23 protein-coding genes, 2 tRNA genes, 1 rRNA gene and 1 pseudogene are annotated in these 26,743 nt (G+C 55.2%); 8 read left to right on the plus strand and 19 right to left on the minus strand.

Annotated features, from left to right (window positions below; translation table 11 throughout):
- Positions 1-182: 182 nt before the first annotated feature.
- Positions 183-1,640 (plus strand): cytosol nonspecific dipeptidase, encoded by a 1,458-nt coding sequence (pepD, locus tag F153LOC_RS07015; RefSeq protein WP_102104389.1) that lies wholly within the window; start codon positions 183-185, stop codon positions 1,638-1,640.
- Between the two features lie 112 nt (positions 1,641-1,752).
- Here the strand turns inward: pepD and dinB are convergent, their stop codons facing one another.
- Positions 1,753-2,811 (minus strand): DNA polymerase IV, encoded by a 1,059-nt coding sequence (gene dinB / locus F153LOC_RS07020; protein WP_102104390.1) that lies wholly within the window; start codon positions 2,809-2,811, stop codon positions 1,753-1,755.
- 276 nt (positions 2,812-3,087) lie between these two features.
- Between dinB and dpaA the strand changes: the two genes are divergently transcribed.
- Positions 3,088-3,828 carry a peptidoglycan meso-diaminopimelic acid protein amidase gene (gene dpaA, locus F153LOC_RS07025; RefSeq protein WP_102104391.1) on the plus strand — a complete coding sequence of 247 codons (741 nt, stop codon included), beginning with the start codon at positions 3,088-3,090 and terminating at the stop codon, positions 3,826-3,828.
- Here the strand turns inward: dpaA and F153LOC_RS07030 are convergent.
- Together F153LOC_RS07030 and lpcA are read right to left on the minus strand one after the other, a co-directional pair.
- The gene (locus tag F153LOC_RS07030) at positions 3,799-4,566 is read right to left on the minus strand and encodes a class II glutamine amidotransferase (RefSeq protein ID WP_100777513.1); all 768 of its coding nucleotides are present in this window, start codon (positions 4,564-4,566) and stop codon (positions 3,799-3,801) included. The genes dpaA and F153LOC_RS07030 overlap by 30 nt on opposite strands.
- A gap of 47 nt (positions 4,567-4,613) precedes the next feature.
- The gene (gene lpcA, locus F153LOC_RS07035) at positions 4,614-5,192 is read right to left on the minus strand and encodes a D-sedoheptulose 7-phosphate isomerase (protein WP_100777514.1); all 579 of its coding nucleotides are present in this window, start codon (positions 5,190-5,192) and stop codon (positions 4,614-4,616) included.
- 318 nt (positions 5,193-5,510) lie between these two features.
- Here lpcA and fadE point away from each other — a divergent pair, with 318 nt between their 5' ends.
- Positions 5,511-7,955: an acyl-CoA dehydrogenase FadE gene (gene fadE / locus F153LOC_RS07040; RefSeq protein ID WP_102104392.1), complete on the plus strand. Its 2,445-nt coding sequence runs from the start codon at positions 5,511-5,513 to the stop codon at positions 7,953-7,955.
- Between the two features lie 108 nt (positions 7,956-8,063).
- On the plus strand, positions 8,064-8,834 hold the full coding sequence (locus F153LOC_RS07045) for an amidohydrolase (RefSeq protein WP_102104420.1): 771 nt from the start codon (positions 8,064-8,066) through the stop codon (positions 8,832-8,834).
- Positions 8,835-8,890: 56 nt separating this feature from the next.
- Here F153LOC_RS07045 and F153LOC_RS07050 read toward each other — a convergent pair whose 3' ends face one another.
- The 9 genes from F153LOC_RS07050 to dnaQ form a co-directional block, all read right to left on the minus strand.
- Positions 8,891-10,492: a gamma-glutamyltransferase family protein gene (locus F153LOC_RS07050; RefSeq protein ID WP_100777516.1), complete on the minus strand. Its 1,602-nt coding sequence runs from the start codon at positions 10,490-10,492 to the stop codon at positions 8,891-8,893.
- 9 nt (positions 10,493-10,501) lie between these two features.
- The gene (locus F153LOC_RS07055) at positions 10,502-11,377 is read right to left on the minus strand and encodes an ABC transporter permease (protein WP_100777517.1); all 876 of its coding nucleotides are present in this window, start codon (positions 11,375-11,377) and stop codon (positions 10,502-10,504) included.
- A gap of 2 nt (positions 11,378-11,379) precedes the next feature.
- Positions 11,380-12,321: an ABC transporter permease gene (locus F153LOC_RS07060; protein WP_102104393.1), complete on the minus strand. Its 942-nt coding sequence runs from the start codon at positions 12,319-12,321 to the stop codon at positions 11,380-11,382.
- A 21-nt stretch (positions 12,322-12,342) separates the two neighbouring features.
- Positions 12,343-13,857 (minus strand): ABC transporter substrate-binding protein, encoded by a 1,515-nt coding sequence (locus F153LOC_RS07065; RefSeq protein ID WP_181827370.1) that lies wholly within the window; start codon positions 13,855-13,857, stop codon positions 12,343-12,345.
- Positions 13,858-13,859: 2 nt separating this feature from the next.
- Positions 13,860-14,942, minus strand: coding sequence for an ABC transporter ATP-binding protein (locus tag F153LOC_RS07070; RefSeq protein WP_102104394.1), 1,083 nt, complete (start codon positions 14,940-14,942; stop codon positions 13,860-13,862).
- Positions 14,939-15,952, minus strand: a complete 1,014-nt coding sequence (locus tag F153LOC_RS07075; protein WP_102104395.1) for an ABC transporter ATP-binding protein — start codon at positions 15,950-15,952, stop codon at positions 14,939-14,941. The genes F153LOC_RS07070 and F153LOC_RS07075 overlap by 4 nt, the downstream gene beginning before the upstream one ends.
- On the minus strand, positions 15,949-16,668 hold the full coding sequence (locus tag F153LOC_RS07080) for a FadR/GntR family transcriptional regulator (RefSeq protein ID WP_100777521.1): 720 nt from the start codon (positions 16,666-16,668) through the stop codon (positions 15,949-15,951). The genes F153LOC_RS07075 and F153LOC_RS07080 overlap by 4 nt, the downstream gene beginning before the upstream one ends.
- A gap of 388 nt (positions 16,669-17,056) precedes the next feature.
- Positions 17,057-17,133, minus strand: a tRNA-Asp gene (locus F153LOC_RS07085).
- A 130-nt stretch (positions 17,134-17,263) separates the two neighbouring features.
- Entirely contained in the window at positions 17,264-17,992 is a 729-nt protein-coding gene (dnaQ, locus tag F153LOC_RS07095) for a DNA polymerase III subunit epsilon (protein WP_164971798.1), read from the minus strand.
- On the opposite strand from dnaQ, the gene rnhA reads away from it, so the two are divergent.
- Positions 17,946-18,524: a ribonuclease HI gene (gene rnhA, locus F153LOC_RS07100; RefSeq protein WP_164971799.1), complete on the plus strand. Its 579-nt coding sequence runs from the start codon at positions 17,946-17,948 to the stop codon at positions 18,522-18,524. The two genes, dnaQ and rnhA, sit on opposite strands and share 47 nt — an antisense overlap.
- Here rnhA and F153LOC_RS07105 read toward each other — a convergent pair whose 3' ends face one another.
- Complete coding sequence (locus F153LOC_RS07105) at positions 18,525-19,241, minus strand: class I SAM-dependent methyltransferase (protein ID WP_100777525.1); 717 nt, start codon at positions 19,239-19,241, stop codon at positions 18,525-18,527. It lies immediately after the preceding gene.
- A gap of 32 nt (positions 19,242-19,273) precedes the next feature.
- Between F153LOC_RS07105 and gloB the strand changes: the two genes are divergently transcribed.
- Positions 19,274-20,029: a hydroxyacylglutathione hydrolase gene (gloB, locus tag F153LOC_RS07110; protein WP_102104397.1), complete on the plus strand. Its 756-nt coding sequence runs from the start codon at positions 19,274-19,276 to the stop codon at positions 20,027-20,029.
- Between the two features lie 71 nt (positions 20,030-20,100).
- Entirely contained in the window at positions 20,101-21,459 is a 1,359-nt protein-coding gene (gene mltD, locus F153LOC_RS07115; protein WP_102104398.1) for a murein transglycosylase D, read from the plus strand.
- Between the two features lie 55 nt (positions 21,460-21,514).
- Here the strand turns inward: mltD and F153LOC_RS07120 are convergent, their stop codons facing one another.
- From F153LOC_RS07120 to F153LOC_RS07130, 3 genes are all read right to left on the minus strand, one after another.
- Positions 21,515-22,285: a class I SAM-dependent methyltransferase gene (locus F153LOC_RS07120; RefSeq protein ID WP_102104399.1), complete on the minus strand. Its 771-nt coding sequence runs from the start codon at positions 22,283-22,285 to the stop codon at positions 21,515-21,517.
- 77 nt (positions 22,286-22,362) lie between these two features.
- Positions 22,363-23,163 carry an endonuclease/exonuclease/phosphatase family protein gene (locus F153LOC_RS07125; protein WP_100777529.1) on the minus strand — a complete coding sequence of 267 codons (801 nt, stop codon included), beginning with the start codon at positions 23,161-23,163 and terminating at the stop codon, positions 22,363-22,365.
- A 138-nt stretch (positions 23,164-23,301) separates the two neighbouring features.
- Positions 23,302-24,477 carry an MFS transporter gene (locus F153LOC_RS07130; RefSeq protein ID WP_102104400.1) on the minus strand — a complete coding sequence of 392 codons (1,176 nt, stop codon included), beginning with the start codon at positions 24,475-24,477 and terminating at the stop codon, positions 23,302-23,304.
- A 104-nt stretch (positions 24,478-24,581) separates the two neighbouring features.
- Here F153LOC_RS07130 and yafC point away from each other — a divergent pair.
- Positions 24,582-25,519: pseudogene (gene yafC, locus F153LOC_RS07135) on the plus strand (DNA-binding transcriptional regulator YafC).
- Here yafC and dkgB read toward each other — a convergent pair.
- The 3 genes from dkgB to rrf form a co-directional block, all read right to left on the minus strand.
- The gene (dkgB, locus tag F153LOC_RS07140; protein ID WP_102104402.1) at positions 25,516-26,319 is read right to left on the minus strand and encodes a 2,5-didehydrogluconate reductase DkgB; all 804 of its coding nucleotides are present in this window, start codon (positions 26,317-26,319) and stop codon (positions 25,516-25,518) included. The pseudogene yafC and the gene dkgB sit on opposite strands and share 4 nt — an antisense overlap.
- 163 nt (positions 26,320-26,482) lie before the next feature.
- Positions 26,483-26,559 (minus strand) — tRNA-Asp (locus F153LOC_RS07145).
- A gap of 55 nt (positions 26,560-26,614) precedes the next feature.
- A 5S ribosomal RNA gene (gene rrf, locus F153LOC_RS07150) occupies positions 26,615-26,730 on the minus strand.
- Between the last annotated feature and the right edge of the window lie 13 nt (positions 26,731-26,743).

The raw sequence follows: 26,743 nt of genomic DNA on the forward strand, positions 1-26,743 counted from the left end.
TGACGCACTAAAAACCAGTGTTTAGCGGCGCGGGGCGGAGTTTTTACGTGCTTAATGCTAGCAGCGAACGGAGAAAGTGGTATTCTCAACCTCATCTCGCAAGCCCGACTTGTGCTGACTATCACTCTGCTAACCCTGTGACCTGCAAGCTTGTTTGCAGCGCCACGACAAGGAGACTTATCGTGTCTGAACTGTCTCAATTATCGCCACAGCCGCTGTGGGATATTTTTGCCAAAATCTGTTCCATTCCTCACCCTTCCTATCACGAAGAACAGCTTGCCGAACATATTATGGGCTGGGCGAAGGAAAAAGGCCTGCACGCAGAGCGTGACCAGGTTGGCAATATTCTGATTCGTAAAGCGGCCACCGCAGGTATGGAAAACCGTAAACCGGTTGTGCTGCAGGCGCACCTGGATATGGTGCCGCAGAAAAACAACGATACCGACCACGACTTCACAAAAGATCCGATTCAGCCGTACATCGATGGCGAATGGGTTAAAGCACGCGGCACCACGCTGGGCGCCGATAACGGCATCGGTATGGCCTCCGCGCTGGCGGTGCTGGCTGACGATCGCGTTGAGCACGGCCCGCTGGAAGTGCTGCTGACCATGACCGAAGAAGCGGGTATGGACGGTGCTTTTGGTCTGCAGGCCAACTGGCTGCAGGCAGATATCCTGATCAACACCGACTCTGAAGAAGAGGGTGAGATCTACATGGGTTGCGCGGGGGGGATTGATTTCATCTCTACCTTGCCTCTGACCCGTGAAGCGGTTCCGGCTGGCTTCCAGACCTTTAAGCTGACGCTGAAAGGGCTGAAAGGCGGTCACTCAGGCGGCGATATCCATTTAGGTCTGGGCAATGCCAACAAACTGCTGGCGCGCTTCCTGGCCGGCCACTCGGCTGAGCTGGATTTACGTCTGGTGGACTTCAACGGCGGTACCCTGCGTAACGCGATTCCTCGCGAAGCCTTCGCCACCGTTGCCGTTGCAGCAAACAAAGCCGACGAGCTGAAAAACCTGGCGAACGTCTACCTGGATATCCTGAAAAACGAACTGTCAGTGAAAGAGAAAAACCTGACCGTGGTTCTGGAAGCCGTATCCAGCGATAAAGCCGCGCTGACGACCGAGTCACGCGACCGCTTTGTGCAGCTGCTGAACGCCACGCCAAACGGCGTGATCCGCAACTCTGACGTGGCGAAAGGCGTGGTGGAAACCTCTCTTAACGTCGGCGTTGTCACCATGAGCGACGACAGCGCGGAAATCATCTGCCTGATCCGTTCTCTTATCGACAGCGGTAAAGAGTATGTCGTGAGCATGCTGGAATCACTGGGCAAACTCTCTGGTGCGAAAACCTCCGCCAAGGGCAGCTACCCAGGCTGGCAGCCAGATGCGACCTCTCCGGTCATGGCGCTGGTGCGTGAAACCTATCAGCGTCTGTTCAACAGCACGCCGAACATTCAGGTGATCCACGCGGGTCTGGAGTGCGGTCTGTTCAAGAAACCGTATCCGGATATGGATATGGTCTCCATTGGGCCGACCATTACCGGGCCACACTCTCCGGACGAGCAGGTGCATATCGAAAGCGTGGGCCACTACTGGACGCTGCTGACAGAACTGCTGAAAGCGATTCCGGCTAAGTAAGACGCTGTACATGCCCGGCGGCAGTGCGTTGTCGGGCCAGCAGAATCAGTGCCATAGCGATATGTAGACATAGGCCCGGTAAGCGAAGCGCTACCGGGCTTTTTTATACGTTTTATAGCCCCAGCACCAGCTGGCGCTCCAGTTGCGGGTCCAGCAGCGTGACGTGTAAACCCACCAGCCTCACCCCCCTTCCCCCACGGCGCTCCTGCCAGGCTTTTTTCGCCGTTGCGATCAGGTCGTCTTTATTGAGTCGCGGCCAGACATGCTCCTGGGTTGTTTGCTGGAAGTCGTTAAACTTGAGTTTCACCCCCTGCCGGGCAATCAGCAGATCGGGTTTCACCTTCGCCAGACGCCGCTCCAGCTCGGGATAGAGCTGCTCGTTAATAATGGTTTCGCAGTCACTCCACTCGTGGATATCTTCCGCCAGCGTGCGCTCGACCCCCACCGATTTACGCAGGCGCTCGCTGTTAATGCTGCGCTCATCAATCCCCTGACTGCGCTCCCACAGCACCCGGCCAAATTTACCAAAGCGTTTGAGCAGCATCGCCAGATCGCTGTTCTGCACGTCTTCGCAGGTGCGCAGACCCAGCGTTTCCAGCTTTGCGGCCGAGACTTTGCCGACACCAGGAATTTTGCCGAGCGGCAGAGTCTTCAAAAAGGCCGGGACCTCATCAGGCGTGATGACATATTGCCCATCCGGTTTATTCAGATCCGAGGCGATTTTGGCGAGGAATTTGACCGGCGCAATCCCGGCGGAGGCCGTTAAATTTAGCTCTTTAAAAATGGTCTGGCGGATCTCCTGCGCCATCAGCGTGGCGGAGCCGTGGCAGTGCAGACTGTCCGTGACGTCGAGATAGGCTTCGTCGAGAGAAAGGGGTTCGATGAGCGACGTGTAGCGGGAGAAGATTTCCCGGATATGGGCCGAGGCCTCTTTGTAAGCATCAAAGCGGCCGGGCAACAGAATGAGATGAGGACAGAGTTTGAGTGCCATCGCCGTGGGCATGGCGCTGCGCACGCCAAATTTGCGCGCCGGATAGTTGGCAGTGCTGATCACACCACGCTTAACGCGGCTGCCGCCAATGGCGATGGGGACATCCCGCAGCGCCGGATTATCACGCATCTCCACGGCGGCAAAAAAGCAGTCCATATCGACATGGATTATTTTGCGCATACTTAACCCTCACCCTTTTACTGGATAAGTATACAGTGAAAAATTCAGAATTGAAAAGTATCAGCGTCTTCACATCCTCCACAATTACGCAAAGTTCCTGGTTTCAAACGCGGCCTGATAAGCTATAAATGCCAACTAATTTGTAAACTCATTAGTTCACTCTTGCGAAAAAATGCAGCGATGCTAATGTGAGCGCTCCTAATCCAGAAAATTCTGATTTCGGGTCTCTTTTGCCGTCCTGGCAAGTTGGTTTGGCTTTATCAAGGAACTTGTAGTATGCGTAAAATCGCATTGTTCATTGCGATGCTTCTGATCTCGTGTGTCTCGTTCGCAGGGCTGCTTGGCAGCAACAGCTCAACCACACCGGTCAGCAAAGAATATAAACAACAATTAATGGGATCACCGGTTTATATTCAGATCTTCAAGGAAGAACGCACGCTCGATCTATTTGTGAAAATGGGCGAGACATATCAACTGCTTGATAGCTACAAAATCTGTAACTATTCCGGCGGATTAGGTCCGAAACAACGTCAGGGTGATTTCAAAAGTCCTGAAGGGTTTTATACCGTTCAGCGCAATCAGCTCAAACCCGACAGCCGCTTCTATAAAGCCATCAATATCGGCTTCCCGAACGCCTACGATCGTGCCCATGGTTACGAAGGTAAATACCTGATGATTCACGGTGCCTGCGTGTCTATCGGCTGCTACGCTATGACAGACAGCGGTATTGATGAGATTTTCCAGTTTGTGACCGGCGCGTTAGTCTTCGGCCAGGCGGGCGTGCAGGTGAGCATCTATCCGTTCCGCATGACCGATGCCAACATGCAGCGCCACAAGTATTCGACCTACGCGGATTTCTGGAAACAGCTGAAACCGGGTTACGACTACTTCCAGCAGACGCACAAGCCACCGACCGTCTCGGTCGCGGATGGTCGATACATTGTCAGCAAACCGCTGAGTCATGAAGTCGTTCACCCGCAGCTGGCGTCAAACTACACGGTTCCCGAGACAAAATAGTGCCCACTCGCCTGGCATAATCTTTTGCCAGGTTTCATTGCCCGTCAGGGGCTGAGTGGCAATCACCGTGACCACATCGTTGGGTGTGGTCTCGGTTTGAAAATCAATTTCCACATCCTGATCCAGCAGTTTTGCCACGCCAAAGGGCGCACGACGTGTGATCCAGAAAAGATTGGTCGAGCAGAACGCCATCACATAGCGCCCATCTGACAGCAGCATGTTAAACACACCCTTCTCACGCAGCTCACAGGCCAGCGTGCCGATGTATTTAAACACTGCTTCCATATTTCCCGGTGTGCGCGGATAGCGCTCTGTCAGCTTGTGCAGTAACCAGCAAAACGCTTTCTCACTGTCGGTTTCACCCACCGGACGGAAATTGCCCGTTTCCAGCGATTTATAGCCGGTCAGTTGCCCGTTATGGGCGTAAGTCCAGTTGCGGCCCCACAGTTCACGGGTAAACGGATGGGTATTTTCCAGCGCCACTTCGCCCCGATTCGCCTGACGAATATGGGCAATGACCGAGCAGGATTTTATCGGGTAATCCTGGACCAGTCGGGCAATAGGAGAGTTGAAGCTGGGTTGCGGATCTTTGAACGTGCGACAGCCTTTGCCTTCGTAGAAGGTAATGCCCCAGCCGTCTTTATGCGGCCCGGTTCCTCCACCGCGCTGCACCAGCCCGGTGAAACTAAAGCAGATATCGGTTGGCACATTGGCGCTCATCCCGAGCAATTCGCACATACATCACCTCCACAACAGCGGGGGGCAAAAGTGCCCCCAGCGAAGTCTTACTTAACCATCTCTTTTTCGATCAGCTGGATCAGGATATGAATCACTTTGATGTGAATTTCCTGAATACGGTCAGCATAACCAAAATGCGGCACGCGGATTTCGATATCCGACGAGCCCGCCATTTTACCGCCATCTTTGCCGGTCAGAGTGATGACTTTCATCCCCTTCTCACGCGCCGCGTCAATGGCTTTGATGACGTTGCCGGAATTACCCGACGTGGAGATCCCCAGCAGCACATCGCCTTCACGCCCTACCGCTTCAACATAGCGCGAGAAAATATGATCGTAACCGAAGTCGTTACCCACGCAGGAGATGTGGCTAACGTCAGAAATCGCGATCGCCGGGTAGCCCGGACGGTTTTCACGGTAGCGACCGGTCAGCTCTTCAGCGAAGTGCATCGCATCGCAATGTGAACCGCCGTTACCGCAGGAGAGCACTTTGCCGCCGGCTTTGAAACTGTCTGCCAGCAGAACCGCCGCGCGCTGAATCGCGTGAATATTGGCTTCATCTTTCAGAAAGTTGGCCAGCGTTTCCGCCGCTTCGTTCAGTTCGTTACGAATAAGATCCTGGTACATGAGGATAATCCTTCAGTATTGATGAAATAACACAGGGAGTGTACCGGATCGCGAGAAAAGCGAGAAGCTATACCCGTCATACTTGACGTGGTATGTGCGCTGGCAGTGCCTGCTCTCCCCCTCTCACTGACTTAACTCTGCTCCTGGTCATGGCGATGCAGATCCCTCGGCGTTTTGATTATTCGTGCCTGTCAAAACCTGAACAATGTGAACCAGGTTGTAATTATTTTGTGAATGCATTGCTAAAAGAAATAACATCCACTACAACCATATCATCACAAGTGGTCAGACCTCCTACAAGCAAGGGAGCTTTTCTTTATGATGATTTTGAGCATTATCGCAACCGTTGTTCTGCTCGGTGTGTTGTTCTATCACCGTGTCAGTTTATTACTGAGTAGCCTGATTCTGTTGGCCTGGACGGCTGCGCTTGGCCTGTCTGGTCTGTGGAATATCTGGGTTGTGCTGCCGCTGGCAATTATCCTGCTGCCGCTCAACGTACCTTCGATGCGTAAGTCGATGATTTCCGCCCCGGTGTTCCGCGGCTTCCGTAAAGTGATGCCACCGATGTCACGCACGGAGAAAGAAGCCATCGACGCGGGCACCACCTGGTGGGAAGGCGATCTGTTCCAGGGCAACCCGGACTGGAAAAAGCTGCACAACTACCCGCAGCCACGGCTGACAGCAGAAGAACAAGCCTTTATTGATGGTCCGGTAGAAGAAGCGTGCCGCATGGCGAACGACTTCCAGATCACCCATGAAATGGCCGATCTGCCTCCGGAACTGTGGGCCTATCTGAAAGAGCATCGCTTCTTCGCGATGATCATCAAGAAAGAGTACGGCGGCCTGGAATTCTCCGCTTACGCTCAGGCTCGCGTGCTGCAAAAACTGGCGGGTGTGTCAGGTATCCTGGCGATCACCGTTGGCGTACCAAACTCTTTAGGCCCGGGCGAACTGCTGCAGCATTACGGCACCGAAGAGCAAAAAGATCACTATCTGCCGCGTCTGGCGCGTGGTCAGGAAATTCCTTGCTTCGCGCTGACCAGCCCGGAAGCTGGCTCTGATGCGGGTGCTATCCCGGATACCGGCGTAGTCTGCATGGGCGAGTGGCAGGGCCAGCAGGTGCTGGGTATGCGCCTGACCTGGAACAAGCGTTACATTACGCTGGCACCGATTGCCACCGTACTGGGCCTGGCGTTCAAACTCTCAGACCCGGACAGACTGTTGGGCGACGAGGAAGATCTGGGCATCACCTGTGCGCTGATCCCAACCTCTACGCCTGGCGTCGAAATTGGTCGTCGTCACTTCCCGCTTAACGTACCGTTCCAGAACGGTCCGACCCGTGGTGAAGATATCTTTGTACCGATTGATTACATCATCGGCGGCCCGAAAATGGCCGGACAGGGCTGGCGTATGCTGGTGGAATGTCTGTCAGTCGGTCGCGGTATTACCCTGCCGTCGAACTCTACCGGTGGCCTGAAATCGGTCGCGATGGGGATTGGTGCTTACGCCCATATCCGCCGTCAGTTCAAAATCTCCATCGGTAAGATGGAAGGTATCGAAGAGCCACTGGCGCGTATCGCGGGCAACGCTTACGTGATGGATGCGGCGGCGTCGCTGATCACCTACGGCATCATGCTGGGCGAAAAACCGGCTGTGCTGTCGGCTATCGTGAAGTATCACTGTACCCATCGTGCGCAGCAGTCAATTATTGATGCGATGGATATTGCTGGCGGTAAAGGCATTATGCTCGGCGAAGGCAACTTCCTGGCGCGCGGCTATCAGGGCGCACCGATTGCCATCACCGTGGAAGGCGCCAACATCCTCACCCGCAGCATGATGATCTTCGGTCAGGGCGCGATTCGCTGCCATCCGTATGTACTGGAAGAGATGGCTGCGGCGCAAAACAACGACGTGAATGCGTTCGACAAGCTGCTGTTTAAACACATCGGCCATGTCGGCAGCAACAAAATGCGCAGCTTCTGGCTGGGCCTGACGCGCGGTCTCACCAGCGCCACACCAACGGGTGATGCGACCAAACGTTACTACCAGCATCTCAACCGCCTGAGCGCGAACCTGGCGCTGCTGTCAGACGTGTCGATGGCAGTCCTCGGCGGCAACCTGAAGCGTCGCGAGCGTATCTCTGCGCGTCTGGGCGATGTCCTGAGCCAGGTGTTCCTTGCCTCTGCGGTCCTGAAACGTTACGACGATGAAGGCCGTCATGAAGCGGATCTGCCATTAGTCCACTGGGGCGTGCAGGATGCGCTCTATCAGGCAGAGCAGGCGATTGACGATCTGCTGGCGAACTTCCCGAACCGCTTTGTGGCAGGCGCACTGCGCGTGGTGATCTTCCCAACCGGTCGTCATCATCTGGCTCCGTCCGATATCCTGGATCACAAAGTGGCGAAGATCCTGCAGGTTCCAAGTGCAACCCGCTCCCGTATCGGTCGCGGTCAGTACCTGAAGCCTACCGAGCATAACCCGGTTGGTCTGCTGGAAGAGGCGCTGCTGGATGTGATGGCGGCCGATCCTGTTCACCAGAAAATCTGTAAACAGCTGGGCAAAAACTTGCCGTTTACTCGCCTGGATGAACTGGCCAAACAGGCGCTGGCGGGTGGCATCATCGATCAGAATGAAGCTGCGGTACTGGTGAAAGCGGAAGAGAGCCGTCTGCGCAGCATTAACGTGGATGATTTCGAGCACGACGAGCTGGCGACCCGGCCGGTAAAGCTGCCGGAGAAAGTCCGCAAACCTGAAGCGGCCTAACCCGCATCGCTTCCACAAACCCCGCCGCGTGCGGGGTTTTTTATTGCCACATTTTCTCTTTTTCCCGTGCTACAGTGTCAAAAAGCCGTCTTTCGAGGAGTCATGATTGTGCCTGGTTTGAAGATTACCCTTTTACAACAGCCCCTGGTGTGGATGGACGGTCCCGCCAACCTGCGCCATTTTGATCGTCAGCTCGAAGAGATCACCGGACGCGATGTGATTGTGCTGCCGGAGATGTTCACTACCGGGTTCGCCATGGAGGCAGCAAAGCAGTCTCTGGCGCAGGATGACGTCGTCGCGTGGATGCACAGCAAGGCCCGGCAGACGAACGCTCTCGTCGCGGGGAGCGCCGCGCTGCAGACCGAGCGCGGGCCGGTGAACCGCTTCCTGCTGGTGGAACCGGACGGCACGCTGCATTTTTACGATAAACGCCACCTGTTCCGCATGGCCGATGAGCATCATCACTACGAGGCGGGTAACGAGCGGGTGGTGTTTGAGTGGCGCGGCTGGCGCATTCTGCCGCTGGTCTGTTACGACCTGCGCTTCCCGGTCTGGTCACGCAACTGTAATGATTACGATCTGGCGCTGTACGTCGCCAACTGGCCTGCGCCGCGCTCGCTGCACTGGCAAGCGCTGTTGGTGGCGCGCGCCATTGAGAATCAGGCGTATGTGGTGGGCTGTAACCGCGTAGGCACCGATGGCAACGGGCATCACTACCGCGGCGATAGCCGGGTGGTGAATCCGCAGGGGGAAATTATTGCCACCGCCGAACCGCATCAGGCGACGCGTATCGACGCCGAGCTTTCGCTGACGGCACTGAAAGAGTACCGGGAGAAGTTTCCGGCATGGCAGGACGCGGATCCCTTTAGTATTGGATGAAAAAAAACCGGGTGCGGCAGCGCCTCACCCGGCTTACACATGCTGATGGCGGCTTGTTAACTCACTAAAGCCTGCCCGTCTTTGCGGCTTTCGGTTGCGGCGACGTAGTGCCCTTCCGGCATGCGGTAAATCACCTGCGCGCCGCCAAAGTTATAATCCTGTAGCGGATCTTCCACCGTAATTTGATGCCCGCGTTCGCGCAGCGCCGCAATGGTATTGCGGTCGAAGCTCGATTCAACGATCACTTCCCGGCCCTTCACCACGCGCCAGCGCGGCGCATCGATCGCCGCCTGGGGGTTTTGCCCGTGCAGCATAATACGCAGCGCCATCTGCATGTGCCCCTGCGCCTGCATTGGCCCGCCCATCACGCCAAACGACATCAGCGGTTTACCCTGCCCGTCCATCGCGAAGCCTGGAATAATGGTATGGAACGGACGCTTACTGCCCGCCAGGGCATTAGGATGTTTAGGATCCAGCACAAAGCCACAGCCGCGGTTTTGCAGGCTGATGCCCGTGTCCGGCACCACGACGCCTGAACCAAAGCCCATAAAGTTGGACTGGATAAAGGAGATCATCATCCCGCTGGAATCGGCGGCAGAGAGGTAAACCGTACCGCTTTGCGTCGGCGCGCCGTAGGTGAAATCAGAGGCGTTATCCTGATCAATCAGCGCCGCGCGCGATTTCAGATAGTGGTCGCTTAACAGCTCTTTCGCGGCAAACTCCATGTGCTCTTCGTCGGCCACGTAGCGATCGAGATCCGCCAGCGCCAGTTTCATCGCCTCGATCGACAGATGCAGAGATTGCACAGAGTCCGGATGATGTTTTTCGATCCCGCACTGCTCCAGAATCCCCAGCGCGATAAGCGTGGCGATCCCCTGACCGTTTGGCGGCAGCTCCTGCACCGATCCACCGGCGAAATCGCGCGACAGCAGTTCCACCCAGTCGACGCGATGATTCGCCAGATCGTCTGCCGTCAGATGCGCGCCGTGCTCTTTGGCGAAGGCAGCGATTTTCTGCGCCAGCTCACCGCGATAGAAGGCTTCGCCGTTAGTTTTGGCAATCAGCTCAAGAGAGTTCGCCTGCGCCGGGTTGCGGAAAATCTCACCGATGCGCGGCGCGCGGCCCTCTGGCGCAAAGCAGGCGCTAAAGCCCGGCTGATCTTTCAGTTTGTTAAAGCCGCGCTGCCACAGATGACCAATCAGCGGCGACACCGGGAAACCGTTACGCGCGTACTCAATGGCCGGTTGCGCCAGGGTCGTCAGCGGCAGCGTGCCAAAACGCTCGGCCAGTGCCACCCAGCCGGAGACGGCGCCCGGCACCGTCACCGCGTCCCAGCCAAGCTCTGGCACATCGGTTTTGCCGGCGTACAGATCCGCATGCCAGCTGGCAGGCGAACGGCCTGATGCGTTCAGACCGTGCAGCTTTTCGCCGTCCCAGACGATGGCAAAGGCGTCGCTGCCGATGCCGCAGCCCGTCGGTTCAACCACCGTCAGGGCCATTGCCGTGGCAATGGCGGCATCAACGGCGTTACCGCCAAGCTGTAACATCCGCATCCCGGCCTGCGCCGCCAGCGGCTGCGAAGTGGCGACCGCGTTGTGCCCCATCATTGGCGGGCGTCGTGAATCGTAACCGGTCGTAAAATCAAGCGCTTTGGTCATCATGACTCCTTAGTCGTGGCGCGGATCGAGCGCATCGCGCAGCCCGTCACCGAGTAAATTAAAGCCCTGTACCGCAAGGAAAATGGCGATACCAGGGAAAACAGACATCCATGGCGCCTGTTCCAGAAAACCTTTTGCCGTGTTGAGCATTGAGCCCCATGACGGATTCGGCGGCTGCTGACCAAGGCCGAGAAACGACAGGCTGGCCTCGGCGATAATGGCGGAGGCAATCGCCAGCGTGGCCTGCACCAGAATTGGTGACATCACATTGGGCAGCACATATTTCACGATGATCCAGCGATCCGGCAGGCCAATCGCCTTCGCGCCGTCGATGTACTCTTCGTTGCGAATGGCGATCACCTGGCCGCGCGTCAGACGAGCAAAGATCGGCATGGCCGACAGCCCGATGGCGATCATCGCGTTAGTCAGGCTTGGACCTAAAAACGCCCCCAGGGCGATCGCCATGATCAGGAACGGGCATGCCAGCAGCGCTTCGATAAAGCGTGAGATCACGCCGTCCCAGATCCCCTGGAAGTAACCGGCCACCAGCCCGAGCGGTACCCCGATCACCACGGCAATGACCACCGACATGCAGCCCGCCATCAGGGACGTTCGCGCGCCCCAGACGATGCGCGAGAGAATGTCGCGGCCCAGCTCGTCGGTGCCAAACCAATACAGCTCTGACGGCGGCTTACGCACCGCCAGGAAGTTAGCTTTGACCGGATCAAAAGGCGCAAGCCAGGGGGCAATCAGGGCGATGAGCACAAAAATGCCGACAATCACCGCGCCAATCACGGCGCTTTTATTGGCGAGGAATTTCTTCAGCACCCGATTCTGCGCGCGCGGCAACGCAGGTACTACGGTTTGAGTCGTCAGTTCAGCCACGATTAACCTCGCATTTTCGGGTTGATGAGGACGTAGAGCACGTCAGCCAGCAGGTTCAGCATCAGGAAGCCAATCGCCACGATCAGCACCACGCCCTGCACCACCGCGTAATCACGGTTAAACACCGAATCGACGATCATTTTGCCAAAGCCTGGAATTGTGAAGACCTGCTCGGTCAGCACCGCGCCGCCCAGCAGTTCACCAAACAGCAGCGTGGTAAGCGTGATCACCGGCACCAGCGCGTTGCGAAACGCGTGCTTGAGGATCACCGCTTTCGGCAGCAGCCCCTTTGCCCGCGCGGTACGGATGTAATCGGCCTTCAGCACGGCGATCATCGAGGCGCGCGTATGGCGCATCAGCGTCGCCGCCAGGCCGGTGCCGAGCACCGACGCAGGCAGCAGCAGCGTGCGCAGGTTTTGCAGCGGATCTTCGCTGAACGGCACATAGCCGGAGGCGGGCAGCCACTGCAAATTGACCGAGAAGACCAGAATCAACAGGATCCCCAGCCAAAAGTGCGGTATCGAGATCCCCGAGATCGCCACAAAGTTGGCGCCATGATCGATCCAGCTGTTTTTGTTAACCGCCGCGAGGATCCCCATGCTGATGCCGAACACCAGCGCAATGATCATCGCCAGCAGCGACAGCTCCATCGTGACCGGCAGTTTGCTGGCAATCAGCGACGTCACGGGCTCGTGAGTGCGTAAAGAGACCCCAAGATCGCCCTGCAGCGCACGCGTCAGCCAGTCAAAATATTGCACCGGCAGCGGCGCATCGAGATTCAGTTCTGCGCGCAGCTGAGCAATCACCGCCGGATCGCGCTCTTCGCCCGCCATCGCAATCAGCGGGTCGCCGGGCAGCAGTTTTTGCAGCCCGAAGACCATCATGCTCACCAGCAGTAAGGTCGGGATCGCCAGCAGCAGGCGTTTGCAAATCAGTTCCAGCATGGTTTCTCCTCACGCCCTCAATTACTTAGCAAGCGACAAGCCCGCCAGACGCACGATGCCGTCCGGGTACGGTTTGAAGCCCTGCACGCTCTTGTTCAGGCCAAAAATGCGTGGCTCAAAGTAGAGATAAGCAATCGGCATGTCCGTTTGCAGCTGTTTTACGACCTTGTCGTACAGCGGCTGGCGGGCGGCGGGATCGGTGCTCAGACGCGCCTGGGTCAGCCACTCGTCGACCTGCGCGTTGCTGTAACGGCCGTCGTTGAGGTTGCCTTTGCTGTTGATGAAACCAAAGATGCTGCCGTCTGGATCCGGACGACCGGACCAGCCGGAGAAGCTCAGCTGATAGTCACCGCTCTGCTGACGATCGAGCAGCGTGGCGAATTCCGTCATTTGCAGATTCAGGTTAAAGCCCGCTTCCGCCGTCATCGCCTGCAGAACCTGGCCCACCTGCTGTGACGTTGGGTTGTTCGGCACTAGCAGATTGACGTTCAGCGGCCCGTTGATGCCCGCCGCTTTTAGCAGGGCTTTCGCTTTTTCCACATCGCGGGCCGGAACCGGCACCTTGACGTGGTAAGGGCTGACCGGCGAAAACGCCTGGTTTGCCGGGGTATACAAACCTTCAAATACCACCTGGTTCAGCGCATCGCGGTCGATGGCCAGTGAGAACGCTTCGCGCACACGCGCATCTTTGAACGGATCGTTGGCCGGGACTTTGCCGTTATTGATGTTGAAAGTGATCCCCTGATAACCGAGACCAGTCACTTTCGCCAACGCCAGTTTGCTGTCGGCTTCGACGGTTTTTACGTCGCTGGCGGCGATACCTTCTGTCAGATCGAGGTCACCCGCGCGCAGGTTTGCCAGACGCACCGAGGCATCCGGGATCGGCAGATAGATGATTTTGTCGAAGTGATAGGCGTCTTTGTTCCAGTAGTTGTCGAAACGGCTCAGAACGATGCGGTCCTGAGAGACGCGGCTGTCAAATTTGTACGGGCCAGAGCAGACAGGATGGGCGGCAAAATCCGGCTTTTTGGCCGCTTCCGGCGCCATCATCGCCCCTGCGCGGTCGGTCAACTGCATCAGCAGCGCGGCATCCGGCGTTTTCAGGTGAATGGCAATTTGAGTTGGGCTTTTCACTTCCACCGATTCGACAGAAGAGATTTCACTTTTACGCAGCGAGCCTTTTAAGGTCAGGGCGCGTTCGAGGTTATATTTCGCCGCTTCAGCGTCAAATTTTTCGCCATCGTGAAAGGTCACCCCCTCACGCAGATTCATGGTCAGGGTTTTGTTGTCGTCGCTCCAGGACCAGTCTTTTGCCAGGCCCGGCACGACCTTCAGATTTTCATCCACGTCCACCAGCCTGTCGCACAGAGAGGCGAAGACGAAGCGGCCATAGTAGGTGCGCGCCAGATGAGGATCGAGCATATCCGGGTCTGCGCCCAGACCAATTCGCAGAACGCTTTCCGAGTGCGCAGGAAGTGCTGCGCCCAACAACATAACACTTCCCAGTACGGTCAAAAGAGAATTACGCATTGTCATTATCATGAGTTCCTTGCTGGAAGAGACGAGAGTGATGCCGCATGTTCAAACAGCGCGCGGCGGCGCAAAAAGGCAGCAGATGGCGGTGCTATCTGGATAACACTGCGATCGCGGTTAATTTCCTGCCAGCGATGGCAGGCCACCTGACGCCCGCCCTCCAGAACCTGTGCGATGGGTTCGACCTGGCGGCATTCATCCGTGACATACGGGCAGCGGGTGTGGAACCGACACCCGGAAGGGGGATTCGCCGGATTCGGTAAGTCGCCCTGCAACAGCGGCGCGTCACGTTCCATGCCCGGCTGCATCTGGGGCGCAGAGGTAATCAGCGCCTGCGTGTACGGGTGCAGCGGCGCGTCAAAGATTTCATCGACGGTAGCCAGCTCAACAATCTGGCCGAGATACATCACCGCCACGCGGTCGCTCATGTGGCGAATGACCGCAAGGCCGTGAGCGACAATCACCATTGTCAGCCCCAGCTGGTGTTTCAGGCTTTCGAGCAGGTTCACTACCTGCGCCTGCACGGAGACATCCAGCGCGGAAACCGGCTCATCGCCCAGCAGCAGTTTTGGCCCGGAGGCTAGCGCGCGCGCAATGCCGATACGTTGACGCTGTCCGCCGGAAAACTCGTGTGGATAGCGTCCGGCCCAGGCGGCAGGCAGCCCGACGGTTTTCAGCAGCTCCGCGACGCGATACTGGCGGTCGGCTTTTTTCATATTCTGGTGCAGCCACAGGGGTTCACCGACGATCTGCTCTACCGTCATGCGCGGATTGAGCGAGGCGAACGGGTCCTGAAAGATGATTTGCAGTTCACGACGAAGCTGGTTGAGGCGCGAACCCGACGCGTGGGTAATCTCTTCGCCCTGATAGAACACGCGCCCTTCGCTGGCCGCCAGCAGGCGAAGCAGCAATCGACCGAGGGTGGATTTCCCGGAACCGGACTCACCGACAATGGCCAGCGTTTCGCCCGGCATCACGGCGAGTGAAACCCGGTCAACGGCAGTGACAAAACGGGCCGGCGCAAAGAGTTTTTTCGGGCCGGGGAAGAGTTTGCTCAGATCGCGAGCTTCGAGGATCGGGGTGGTCATGCGATTTCTCCCAGCGCAATGTGTTGCTCAAGGGGCACACGGAAACAGGCCACCTGATGGCCCGCTCCAAGGGTGTGAAGCTGCGGTTTTTCATCGTGGCAGCGCGTCTGGGCGAAGGGACAACGGGTGGCGAAACGGCAGCCCTTCGGCATCGATTCGGGCAACGGCACGCTGCCCGGAATGGTCGAAAGCTGGCCTTTACGCGCACCGAGAGACGGAATCGACCCCATCAGACCGATGGTGTAGGGGTGCTGCGGATCGGCAAAAATACTCTCGACGCTGCCCTGCTCCACGACCTGTCCGGCATACATCACCGCCACCTGCTGCGCGACTTCCGCCACCACACCCAGATCGTGGGTGATCATCAGCACGGCGGTGCCGGTTTCGGCTTTTAAGGTATTCAGCAACGTCAGAATTTGCGCCTGGATTGTCACGTCCAGCGCGGTGGTCGGTTCGTCGGCAATCAGCAGGCGCGGATGGTTAATGAGCGCCATCGCAATCATCACACGCTGGCGCATCCCGCCGGAAAGCTGATGGGGATAAGATTTAAGACGCATTTCCGGCGCCGGGATCTGCACCTTTTCCAGAATTTGCAGCGCCACTTTCATGGCGTCGGATTTCGACATTTTCTGGTGGCGGATCACCGCTTCGCTAAGCTGATCGCCGAGAGTAAAAGCCGGGTTGAGGGAGGTCATCGGCTCCTGAAAGATCATCGCCAGTTCACTGCCGCGCAGATCGGCGTATTCACGCGGGGAGAGCTTGCGCAGATCGTGGCGACGGAACTGCATTTCACCGCTGACAATTTGCGCACTGGCAGGCAGCAGCCCCATCAGCGCCAGCGACGTGATACTTTTTCCGCAGCCGGACTCCCCCACCAGCGCCAGCGTTTCACCGGATTTCACGGTCAGGGAGATGCCGTCGAGCACGCTGACCGGCGATCCAGCGAATTTCACATTGAGATTGTGCAGGCGAAGGACCGGCGCTGCCTCCTTAAAAGGGATCGTCGTCATAACAGGGAATCATCCTCAAGGTTGATGGCCTGAATCAGGGCAGTTTGCAGGGTGAGCAGGTGTTCGCGCATCGCGGCGGCTGCTTCATTGGGCTGGCGGTGGATAATCGCCGTCATGATTTTGTGGTGGTGATCGTTGTAGCTGTCGACGCGCTCCGGCGTACGCGCCAGCTCACGCAGGTGCTGCCAGCTAGGCTCGCGCCGGACTGCATCAATAGCATCGAATAACCCCAGCATCAGGCGATTACCCGCAGCCTCAGCAATGGCGCGGTGAAAGGCGCTGTCCCACAGTTCGTTAAGATCGCGGTCATCCGGGCTGACCTTGTCGATGCGTTCCAGCATGCGCTGCATCAGCGCGAGGTTTTCCCTGGTGGCACGCAGTGCCGCAAGACGGGCTAAGCCGGGTTCGAGCTGCAGGCGGGCTTCCATCACTTCCAGCAGATTGGTTTGCTGCACCAGCCCCTGAAGCGCAAGAGGTTCAACCGGTGCGGCAGGGCCAATGAAAGTGCCTTTGCCCTGCTTGCGCCAGATGCGTCCCTCTTCTTCCAGCACGTCCAGCGCACGACGAACTTCGCGTCGCCCTACGCCGAGTGTTTCCGACAGCTCACGTTCGGTGGGCAGCGGAATGCCTGGTGTTGACTCGTGCTGGTTGATCAGACCGCGCAACTGCTCAAGTGCGGTGCTGGAATTTGCCAGAAACCGTGACGATTTTTCCATATTGGTTCGCCTGCTCTCATCATTGCTTTATTTTTATTAACAATAAGTTATTGATATAGATAACGTCTTATTGCACATAGAGTTAAGCAATTTATGAACCAATAAATCATTGGTTCAGGAACTTTCTGGAAAACCGTAAGTAAGCTAATGATTATTTGAGACTTATTTTTACAGGATTGTTACAAGAGGAAACGTTTGGAGCGAAGGGATGAGACGGAATTGCACACTAAAAGTGCAGCCATCGCACCAATATCGAACAATTGTTAATAAATTGCACTGCTAATATTAACTTTTTGTTAACTAACATCAGAGGGGAGATAAGAGATAAAAGAGATGAGGCGCTGAAATGACGAAAGCCTGAATCATTTCTGATTCAGGCTTTCTAATGTGGCGGAACGGACGGGACTCGAACCCGCGACCCCCTGCGTGACAGGCAGGTATTCTAACCGACTGAACTACCGCTCCGCATTGTTCCCTTGGGAACGAGGCGAATATTACGGTTTGGTTCCGATCCCGTCAACGCTTTTTCTCAACTTTTGAATCAGTTGCTGCAAAATTCGCCCACACGGTGCTTTTTACAGCATAACGGCATCTGTTATGCGCGCCAGAGGCAGCTGCCGCCCTTCTTTTGCACGATATCGAGACGCGATTCATGGGCGGCGATCTCTTCGTCACTGGCTAAAATCACCCGCAGACGGCTCGCCTGACGCACCACGCGCTGAATTCCGGTGTCACCCGCCTGACGGGAGTCGTTTTCGGTGCTAAACGCCATCGAAGTCTGGCCGCCTGTCATGGTCAGATAGACATCCGCCAGAATCTGGGCATCGAGCAGTGCACCGTGAAGCGTACGCTTGGTGTTATCTATTTCGTAGCGCGAGCAGAGGGCATCGAGGCTGTTACGCTTGCCCGGAAACATCTTCCTCGCCAGCGCCAGGCTGTCGGTGACTTTGCAGAAGGTATTGGTTTTCGGGATATTGCGGTTGAGCTTACTGAACTCATAGTCCATAAAGCCGATATCGAACGAAGCATTATGGATGACGAGCTCAGCCCCGCGGATGTAGTCCATAAACTCATCGGCAACGTCGGCGAAGGTCGGTTTATCCAGCAGAAACTCATCGGCAATTCCGTGAACGCCGAATGCTTCCGGGTCCACCAGACGGTCGGGCTTCAGGTACACGTGGAAGTTATTGCCGGTGAGACGACGGTTCACCACTTCGACGGCACCGATCTCAATGATCTTATGGCCTTCGTAATGTGCGCCAATCTGGTTCATACCGGTGGTTTCGGTATCGAGGACGATCTGTCGTGTAATTGCAGTGCTCATATCGGTCATTTATGTCAGACTCGTCGTTTTACTGATCGTTTCAAATACAGGAAGTCTACCAGAGATGATTAAGCAGGTAGAAATTTTCACCGATGGATCTTGCCTCGGCAATCCAGGACCGGGCGGCTACGGCGCCATTTTGCGTTACCGTGAGCATGAGAAGACCTTTAATGAAGGTTTTCGTCTGACCACTAATAACCGCATGGAGCTGATGGCCGCTATCGTCGCGCTGGAAGCATTAAAAGAAGATTGCGATGTGGTTATCAGTACCGACAGCCAGTATGTGCGCCAGGGGATTACCCAGTGGATCCACAACTGGAAAAAGCGTGGCTGGAAAACAGCCGATAAGAAACCGGTCAAGAATGTCGATCTCTGGAAGCGTCTGGACGCGGCACTGAGCCATCACACCATTAAGTGGGAATGGGTCAAAGGGCATGCGGGGCATCCGGAAAACGAACGTTGCGACGTTCTGGCGCGCGAAGCGGCGATGAATCCGATCCACGATGACGTGGGCTATCAGCCGGAATCCTGATCAGGGTTTTCGGTACTGTCGCGTCGCCCCGACCGTCTGTCGGATTTGTGCTTTTGATTTGCTCTGCTTCATCGGGTTCAGCGTAAGTGGAACCGTTCGCTTACGCGCCACGATGAGCTGCATGCAGCCAAGTGCTGGCAGATGGGTTGTCAGCATTTTACCGCCCTTCCCCGCCCAGGGTAAAACCTGGAAGCCGCTGTAGTACATCACTTCAAAATTGAGCAATGACAGCCAGTCGAGCTGACGTGTAAAGGTAAACATGCGGCTGTTATAGGGCGGCGTGCGGCGCAAAACGGGCACCAGCTTGCGCAATCCCATCAGGCTCATCGGATTGAAACCGCTGAGGACCAGCCAGCCGTCATCGATTAGCACGCGGTCGGCTTCGCGCAGTAAACGGTGCGGGTCGCTGCACCAGGGGAGCGTGTGGGCCATCAGGCAGGCGTCGACGGATTTCTCGGCGAATGGCAAATGAAGCGGATCGGCTTTAACCTGAAGGGGGTGACCGTTAAGGGATACATTCACCTGATGGGAGATGGCGCAGCTTTCGGAGTTGATTTCCGCGCTCAAATTGCCAATCTTAAGCAGATGAAAACCATACATTTTTGCAAACCAGGGATTGAGCTGACGCTCAAGCGCCTCGCGATAGTATTCACCCCACCGCAACTGGGACCAGTGCTCTGGTGCTGAGACAATCTGAGGTATCCTTGCCGGCTTCATCAACACACCCGTTACGTAATGAGAGGTAATTTATGAATCTTATCAGCATTCCCGCGTTTCAGGACAACTACATCTGGGTTTTAGTCGGCGATGATAAGCGTTGCATTATTGTCGACCCAGGCGATGCGGCACCGGTATTGCAGGCCATTGAAGAAAATGGCTGGCAGCCAGAGGCCATTTTGCTGACTCACCATCATCACGATCATGTCGGCGGTGTCCCTGCTTTACGGGCGAAATTTCCCCATTTAGTGGTTTATGGTCCACAGGATACACAAGATAAGGGCACGACACGGGTAGTCGAAGATGGCGAAAAAATCCTCATACTGGGATACGATTTTTCTGTATTTGCTACACCCGGTCACACTTCCGGACACATTTCTTTCTTCAGTTTCCCTTATCTTTTCTGCGGTGACACGATGTTCTCTGGCGGGTGCGGAAGATTGTTCGAAGGGACACCAACCCAGATGTACCAATCCTTCCAGAGGATAAACGCTCTCCCGGATGATACCCTCGTTTGCTGCGCCCACGAATATACATTAGCAAATATGAAGTTTGCATTGAGCATCTTGCCTGACGATCCTGCGATTCAGGATTATTACCACAAAGTGAATGAGTTACGGGCAAAAAAACAAAATACACTGCCCGTAATTCTGAAAAATGAGCGCAAAATAAATTTATTTTTGAGAACCGATGATATTGATTTAATTAATAAAATTAACCAAGAAACAAATTTGCAACAACCTGAAGAGCGTTTTGCATGGTTACGGTCAAAGAAAGATGACTTCTGACAATTGCGGGTTGCCTTTTGAAAGTTTCGCCGTTATTATCGCTCGTCTTTTAAGCAACTATTGACACACACATGAAGGCAAAAGCGATATTACTCGCCTCTGTCCTGCTTGCTGGGTGCCAGAACACTGGCAACATACAGCAGCACGCACAGAGCCTTTCTGCAGCTGGTCAAGGGGAAGCAGGGAAGTTTACAAGTCAGGCGCGTTGGATGGACGATGGGACATCATTCGCGCAGGAACAGGACTTGTGGGCCTCTATTAGCGACGAGCTGAAGATGGGGATTCCGGAAAACAACCGGATTCGCGATCAGAAACAGAAGTATTTAAGTAATAAGAGCTATCTCCACGATGTAACTTTACGGGCAGAGCCGTATATGTACTGGATAGCAGGGCAAGTTAAGAAACGTAACATGCCTATGGAACTGGTACTACTACCCATAGTGGAGAGCGCTTTTGACCCGCACGCGACGTCTGGTGCCAATGCCGCAGGCATTTGGCAGATCATTCCGAGCACAGGGCGCAATTATGGTTTGAAACAGACTCGCGGCTACGATGCGCGTCGGGATGTGGTCGCTTCAACGACTGCCGCTCTCGACATGATGCAACGTCTGAATAAGATGTTTGACGGTGACTGGTTGTTAACAGTCGCAGCGTATAACAGCGGTGAAGGTCGGGTAATGAAGGCAATGAAAGCGAACAAGGCGCGTGGTAAACCCACCGATTTTTGGTCCCTCTCATTGCCACAGGAAACCAAGCTTTACGTACCGAAGATGCTGGCTTTGAGCGATATTCTCAAAAACAGTAAACGTTATGGTGTAAATCTGCCAACGTCTGACGAAAGTCGCGCGCTGGCCAGAGTGAGCCTCAGCAGCCCGGTTGATATGAAACAGGTTGCTGATATGACGGGAATGTCGGTGACAAAGCTGAAGACCTTTAACGCCGGCGTGAAAGGCTCAACGCTGGGTGCCAATGGGCCTCAGTACGTACTGGTGCCGCAGAAGCATGCAGCGCAGTTACGTGAGTCTCTCGCATCAGGTGAAATTGCTGCCGTTCAGTCAACGCTGATTGCAGATGTTTCATCCGTCAGCAGCCGTAGCTATAAGGTTCGTTCCGGCGATACCATTTCAGGCATTGCATCACGTCTTGGCGTGAGCACGAAGGATCTGCAGCAGTGGAACAATCTGCGCGGTTCAAACCTGAAAGTTGGCCAGAACCTGACGGTTGGCGCTGGCAGCAGCGCACAGCGTCTCGCCCGCAACAGCGATAGCATTACTTATCGCGTACGCAAAGGCGATTCACTGTCCAGTATCGCGAAAACGCACGGCGTGAACATCAAAGATGTGATGCGCTGGAATGACGATACGGCCAATCTGCAGCCAGGCGATCAGCTGACACTGTTTGTTAAAAACAGCACGACGCCAGACTCCTGACAGCCAGACCCATAGAAAAAGGCACCGATTCCCCCGGTGCCTTTTTTGTTTTTTCTTATCCGGCTTTTTGCGCTTCCGCCAGGATCGTATCGCTGGTAAACGACCCCTCCTCCTGCAATTCAAAGTACGCTTTCACTTCCGCCGAGGTACTCTCCTGATACAAACGAATCGCCTGGCTTAACGTGTCGGGTGTGCGCATACGCGCAATCCATGAGGAGAACTCCAGCGGCAGGCGGTCCGTCACCAGAGAGCGGGAAACTAAACCGGCTTCGGTGATCATCGCGAACCATTCACCGCTCGAATAGTTGCGCACGTGCGAGGTATCACGCAGGGCTTCAACGGTCTGCAGCCAAATATCACGAACCGGGTTTCCGGGTGACATGATATCCATAATGATAAAAATCCCGCCCGGCTTCAGCACGCGTTTGATTTCGCGCAGTGCCTGGCCGACATCGTGCCAGTGATGGGCGGAGTACCGGCTGATCACCACGTCATAGGTTTCGTCGTCAAAAGGGAGTGATTCAGCGTAGCCCTGGCGGGTCGAAATATTATTCAGCCCTTTGTCTTTCGCAGCGTGGGCGACAACCTCGAGCATCTGGCCAGACAGATCGTAAGCGGTAACGTGCGCGACATGCTGTGCAGCGACAAAGCTGGCATGCCCTGCACCACAGCCTAAATCAAGAATCTGCGCCTGCGGAAATGCAGACAGGCGCTCGCCGAGACGCACCAGGTCGCGGCCAGAGGCGTGTACCGCACTGGTCAGATAGGCGCTTGCCTGGGAACCGAACTGTTTTTCTACGTTGTCATGATGGGATTGTGTTGTCATCGTACTGTCCTTTGGTTGTGAGAAAAATAAAGGGCAGTACCTGCGTAGGCCTGCCCGACGGCAGACCTGACGCACCATTACTTCTCAGGTTTGCCGGGACTGAATTCAACAAGTAGTGGATTGTGATCGGAAGCGCGCGTCACCAGTACAGAGGCTTCGTGCACATTCAGACCACGATAGAAGACAAAATCAAGCGGACGACCAAATGCTTTGCGCCGCTGATCGTCGGTGAAACGCACTTCGCGCAAGGACATTTCGCGCGCAAAGCGATACAACGCATTCATGCGCGGACGACTCCAGGCATTGAAATCCCCCGCCATAATAATCGGCCCACTGTGATGCGCGATCTGATCGCCAATGGGAAGTAACTGCTTACTATACACATCGACACCCAGGCTAAAATTCACGGCGTGAATGTTTACCACCATCAGCAGGCGGGTATCGGGCAGAGGATAGACGGTGACTAATGCCGATTTTGCCAGACGCAAAATCGGCTCGCGCTCACGCAGCGGGCAGCAGTAAACCGGATGCGCAGCAGAGAGCGTCATAACGCCCGAGGGGTGTTGGGGCAAGACAAAAGCGGGAACCTGGTCTGCGGCGAGATAGTTGGTAGTTGCAAACCGAACCAGTTCAGGCGTGGTTTGCGCCTCCTGCAACAGCACCAGATGCGCATCCTTACCGAAATTCTTCAGCACGGATAACCACTCTGCACGCTGCTGCTTGAAGATATTCCACACCAGCACGCGAATTTTGTCATCGCTGCTTAAGGGGGCGCCAGCGGGCAATGCCTGGCCAAGACTCGCAAACGACCCCGGAGGCAAAATTCTCTCCGCAGGTTGTCCGGCAATATAGCGCATGGCATAGGTATTTTTTCGCACTTTTCGAAACGACCTCTATAGCATTGAACCAGCCCGGAAAACGGACTGGTTCTACTGTTATAGGGATTTTAGGTCACACTTTCAACGCAATTACTCATAAACCTCTGTCTGGTTTTGTAAGCAAGCGCTTACTGATACTTATCCCAGTGCTACACGAGCCGTTTTATCGAGGCGACCACTCAGGCCAATCAGCAGGAAAGCAGCCAGGACGATCACGGCACCAATCCACGGCGTCTGCGCTAAACCAAAGTGCTCAACCGTTTGCCCGCCGATGATTGAACCCAGCGCGATCCCTACGTTGAATGCGGCGATGTTAAGGCCTGAGGCGACATCTACGGCATTAGGTGTATACAGTTCGGCCTTCTGCACTACGTAGACCTGCAGGCCGGGTACGTTGCCGAACGCGAAGATCCCCATCACCAGAATCGTGCCCAGCGCCGCGTACTGCATGGAGGCGGTAAACTGGAACACCATCAGCAGCACAACCAGAGCCGCGAAGATGAATTTCAGCGCCGGTACAGCACCGTGTTTATCGGCAAGTTTGCCGCCCCAGATATTACCGATTGCGACAGAAACCCCGTATCCCAGCAAGATCCAGCTCACTGCACTCGGCGAGAAGCCGGCCAGATCCTGCATCATTGGCGCCAGGAAGGTGAACGCCGTAAAGACACCGCCGTAGCCCAGAGCCGTGATGGCATAGATAATCAGCAATCGAGGGTGCGTCAGCACTTTCACCTGATCGCGAAGACTGGCACTCGCAAGACCGGGGATATTTGACGGTACAAGGATCAGGCTTGCAATCAGCGCAATGACCCCCAGCAGTGAGACGGCCAGGAAAGTTTCACGCCAGCCAAAATGCTGTCCGATAAAGGTGCCCAGTGGAACGCCCGTCACCAGTGCAACCGTCAAACCGCCGAACATAATGGCGATGGCAGATGCCGCTTTCTCTTTGGGTACCAGGCTGGTCGCGATGGTTGAGCCAATCGAGAAGAACACGCCATGCGCGAGGCCAGTCAGAAGGCGGGCAATCACCAGCGTGGTGTAGTCCGGTGCCTGCCAGGCGAGGATGTTCCCTGCGGTAAAGAGCACCATTAGCGCCATCAACAGCTGTTTACGTGGAAAACGTCCGGTTAACGCAGTCAGAACAGGTGCGCCAATCGCAACGCCCAGCGCGTAGATGGAGACCAGCAAACCGGCAGAAGGTAGAGAGATAGAAAGTTGATCGGCAATCGTAGGAACCAGGCCTACGATAACAAATTCGGTCGTGCCAATTGCGAAGGCACTGATCGTCAGGGCAAGAAGCGCCAGTGGCATAAAATACTCCGTATCATCAGGATTAAGATGACACGAAGTATGCGCCAGTGTTTAAATAACAAAAATGGTCAAAATATCAATAGAATTTTGCGGGTGGTGCAATAATGAAAGCAACCTCAGAAGAGCTGGCAATCTTCGTGGCTGTCGTGGAAAGCGGGAGTTTTAGCCGGGCTGCGGAGCAGCTGGGACAGGCAAATTCGGCGATTAGCCGTTCCGTCAAAAAGCTGGAAATGAAGCTTGGGGTGAGTTTGCTGAACCGGACGACGCGGCAGCTGAGCCTGACCGAAGAAGGTGAGCGCTATTTTCGCCGGGTGCAGTCGATTTTGCAGGAGATGGCCGCAGCAGAAACAGAGATCATGGAAACGAGGAGTACACCGCGCGGGCTTTTGCGCATTGATGCGGCCACTCCCGTCGTGCTGCATTTTCTGATGCCACTGGTGAAACCCTTTCGCGAACGCTATCCAGAGATGACCTTGTCGCTTGTATCCTCTGAGACGTTCATCAACCTGATTGAGCGCAAAGTGGATGTGGCTATTCGCGCCGGAACGCTGACGGACTCGAGTCTGCGCGCCCGTCCGCTGTTTACCAGCTATCGCAAAATCATCGCCTCACCCGACTATATTGCGCATTATGGTAAACCTGAGACGGTAGAGGAGTTAAAAAACCATCTCTGTCTGGGATTCACAGAGCCGTTATCGTTGAATACCTGGCCGATTGCCTGCAGCGACGGTCAACTTCATGAGATTACCAGCGGGTTGTCCTCTAATAGTGGGGAGACATTGAAACAGCTCTGCCTTAGCGGGAATGGGATAGCCTGTCTGTCTGACTATATGATTAATAAAGAGATAGCCCGGGGTGAGCTGGTTGAGTTGATGGAAGACAAACGTCTGCCGGTGGAGATGCCCTTCAGTGCAGTTTATTACAGCGACCGCGCAGTCAGTACCCGTATCCGGGCATTTATCGACTTTCTGAGTGAGCATATAAAACAGCTCCCGAAGGAGCTGTGAGAGGGTTTGAGGCTACAGAGGGTGAGTTAAATTAATCCCAGTTTGGGGCCAGACCTTCCGGGCTGACCAGGCGGTCGTTGCAATCAAGCGCAGCGATCGCTTTTTGATCTTCAGCGTCCAGCTTGAGATCCCGCGCCAGAAGGTTGCTCGCCAGATTCTCACGTTTCGTTGAAGAAGGGATCACGGCATAACCTTCGCCCATCGCCCACGCCAGGATAACCTGCGCCGCCGTTGCATTGTGCTTATCAGCAATACGCGCAATGACTTCATCTTTCAACGCTTTACCATACGCCAGCGTCATGTACGACGTGATGTGAATGCCTTTATCTTTGGCCCAGTTTACCACTTTACGGTTTTGCAGGTACGGGGAAAGCTCAATCTGATTGGTGGCAATATTCTCTGCGCCAACGGCCGCAATCGCCTTTTCCATCAATGGAATAGTGAAATTCGAGATCCCGATGTTGCGAGTCAAATCTAACTTTTTAGCTTCCAGAAGTGCCAGCATAGTTTCTTCAACAGAAACAGCATCACCTGGTGAAGGCCAGTGGATCAGCGTCAGATCGACATAATCGGTACGCAGCTTTTCCAAGCTCTCTTTAAGGCTTGGGATTAGCTTGTCTTTTCTGAGGTTCTCGGTCCAGATCTTCGTCGTGATGAATAATTCTTCACGTGGTACGCCGCTTTCTTCAATGGCCTGGCCTACAGCCGCTTCATTGCCATAAATTTGTGCCGTATCGACGGTACGATAACCTAATTCGAGAGCGGTTTTAACAGATGCGATGACAACGTCGTCTTTCAGGCGGAAGGTGCCAAGACCGAATGCAGGGATAGTCATGTAAATCCTCTTTAATCATTATGTTCGTTAACTGAGGATGATTATCGCGTGGTATAGGTATGTTGAAAAAGAGTGAAATAAGCAGAGGATTTTTGCGTTTATAGCAATAATTAAATTTCAGACAATAAAAAGCCCTGAGCGTTAACTCAGGGCTTTTAATAAGTGGCGGAACGGACGGGACTCGAACCCGCGACCCCCTGCGTGACAGGCAGGTATTCTAACCGACTGAACTACCGCTCCACCGAAGACTTCTGTAACCACCGGATTCATGCACCGGTTTACTACTTAATTTGATGCCTGGCAGTTCCCTACTCTCACATGGGGAGACCCCACACTACCATCGGCGCTACGGCGTTTCACTTCTGAGTTCGGCATGGGGTCAGGTGGGACCACCGCGCTAAAGCCGCCAGGCAAATTCTGTATC

The organism is Lelliottia sp. F153, from assembly GCF_002870005.1.
In the GTDB taxonomy this organism is placed as follows: domain Bacteria; phylum Pseudomonadota; class Gammaproteobacteria; order Enterobacterales; family Enterobacteriaceae; genus Enterobacter; species Enterobacter nimipressuralis.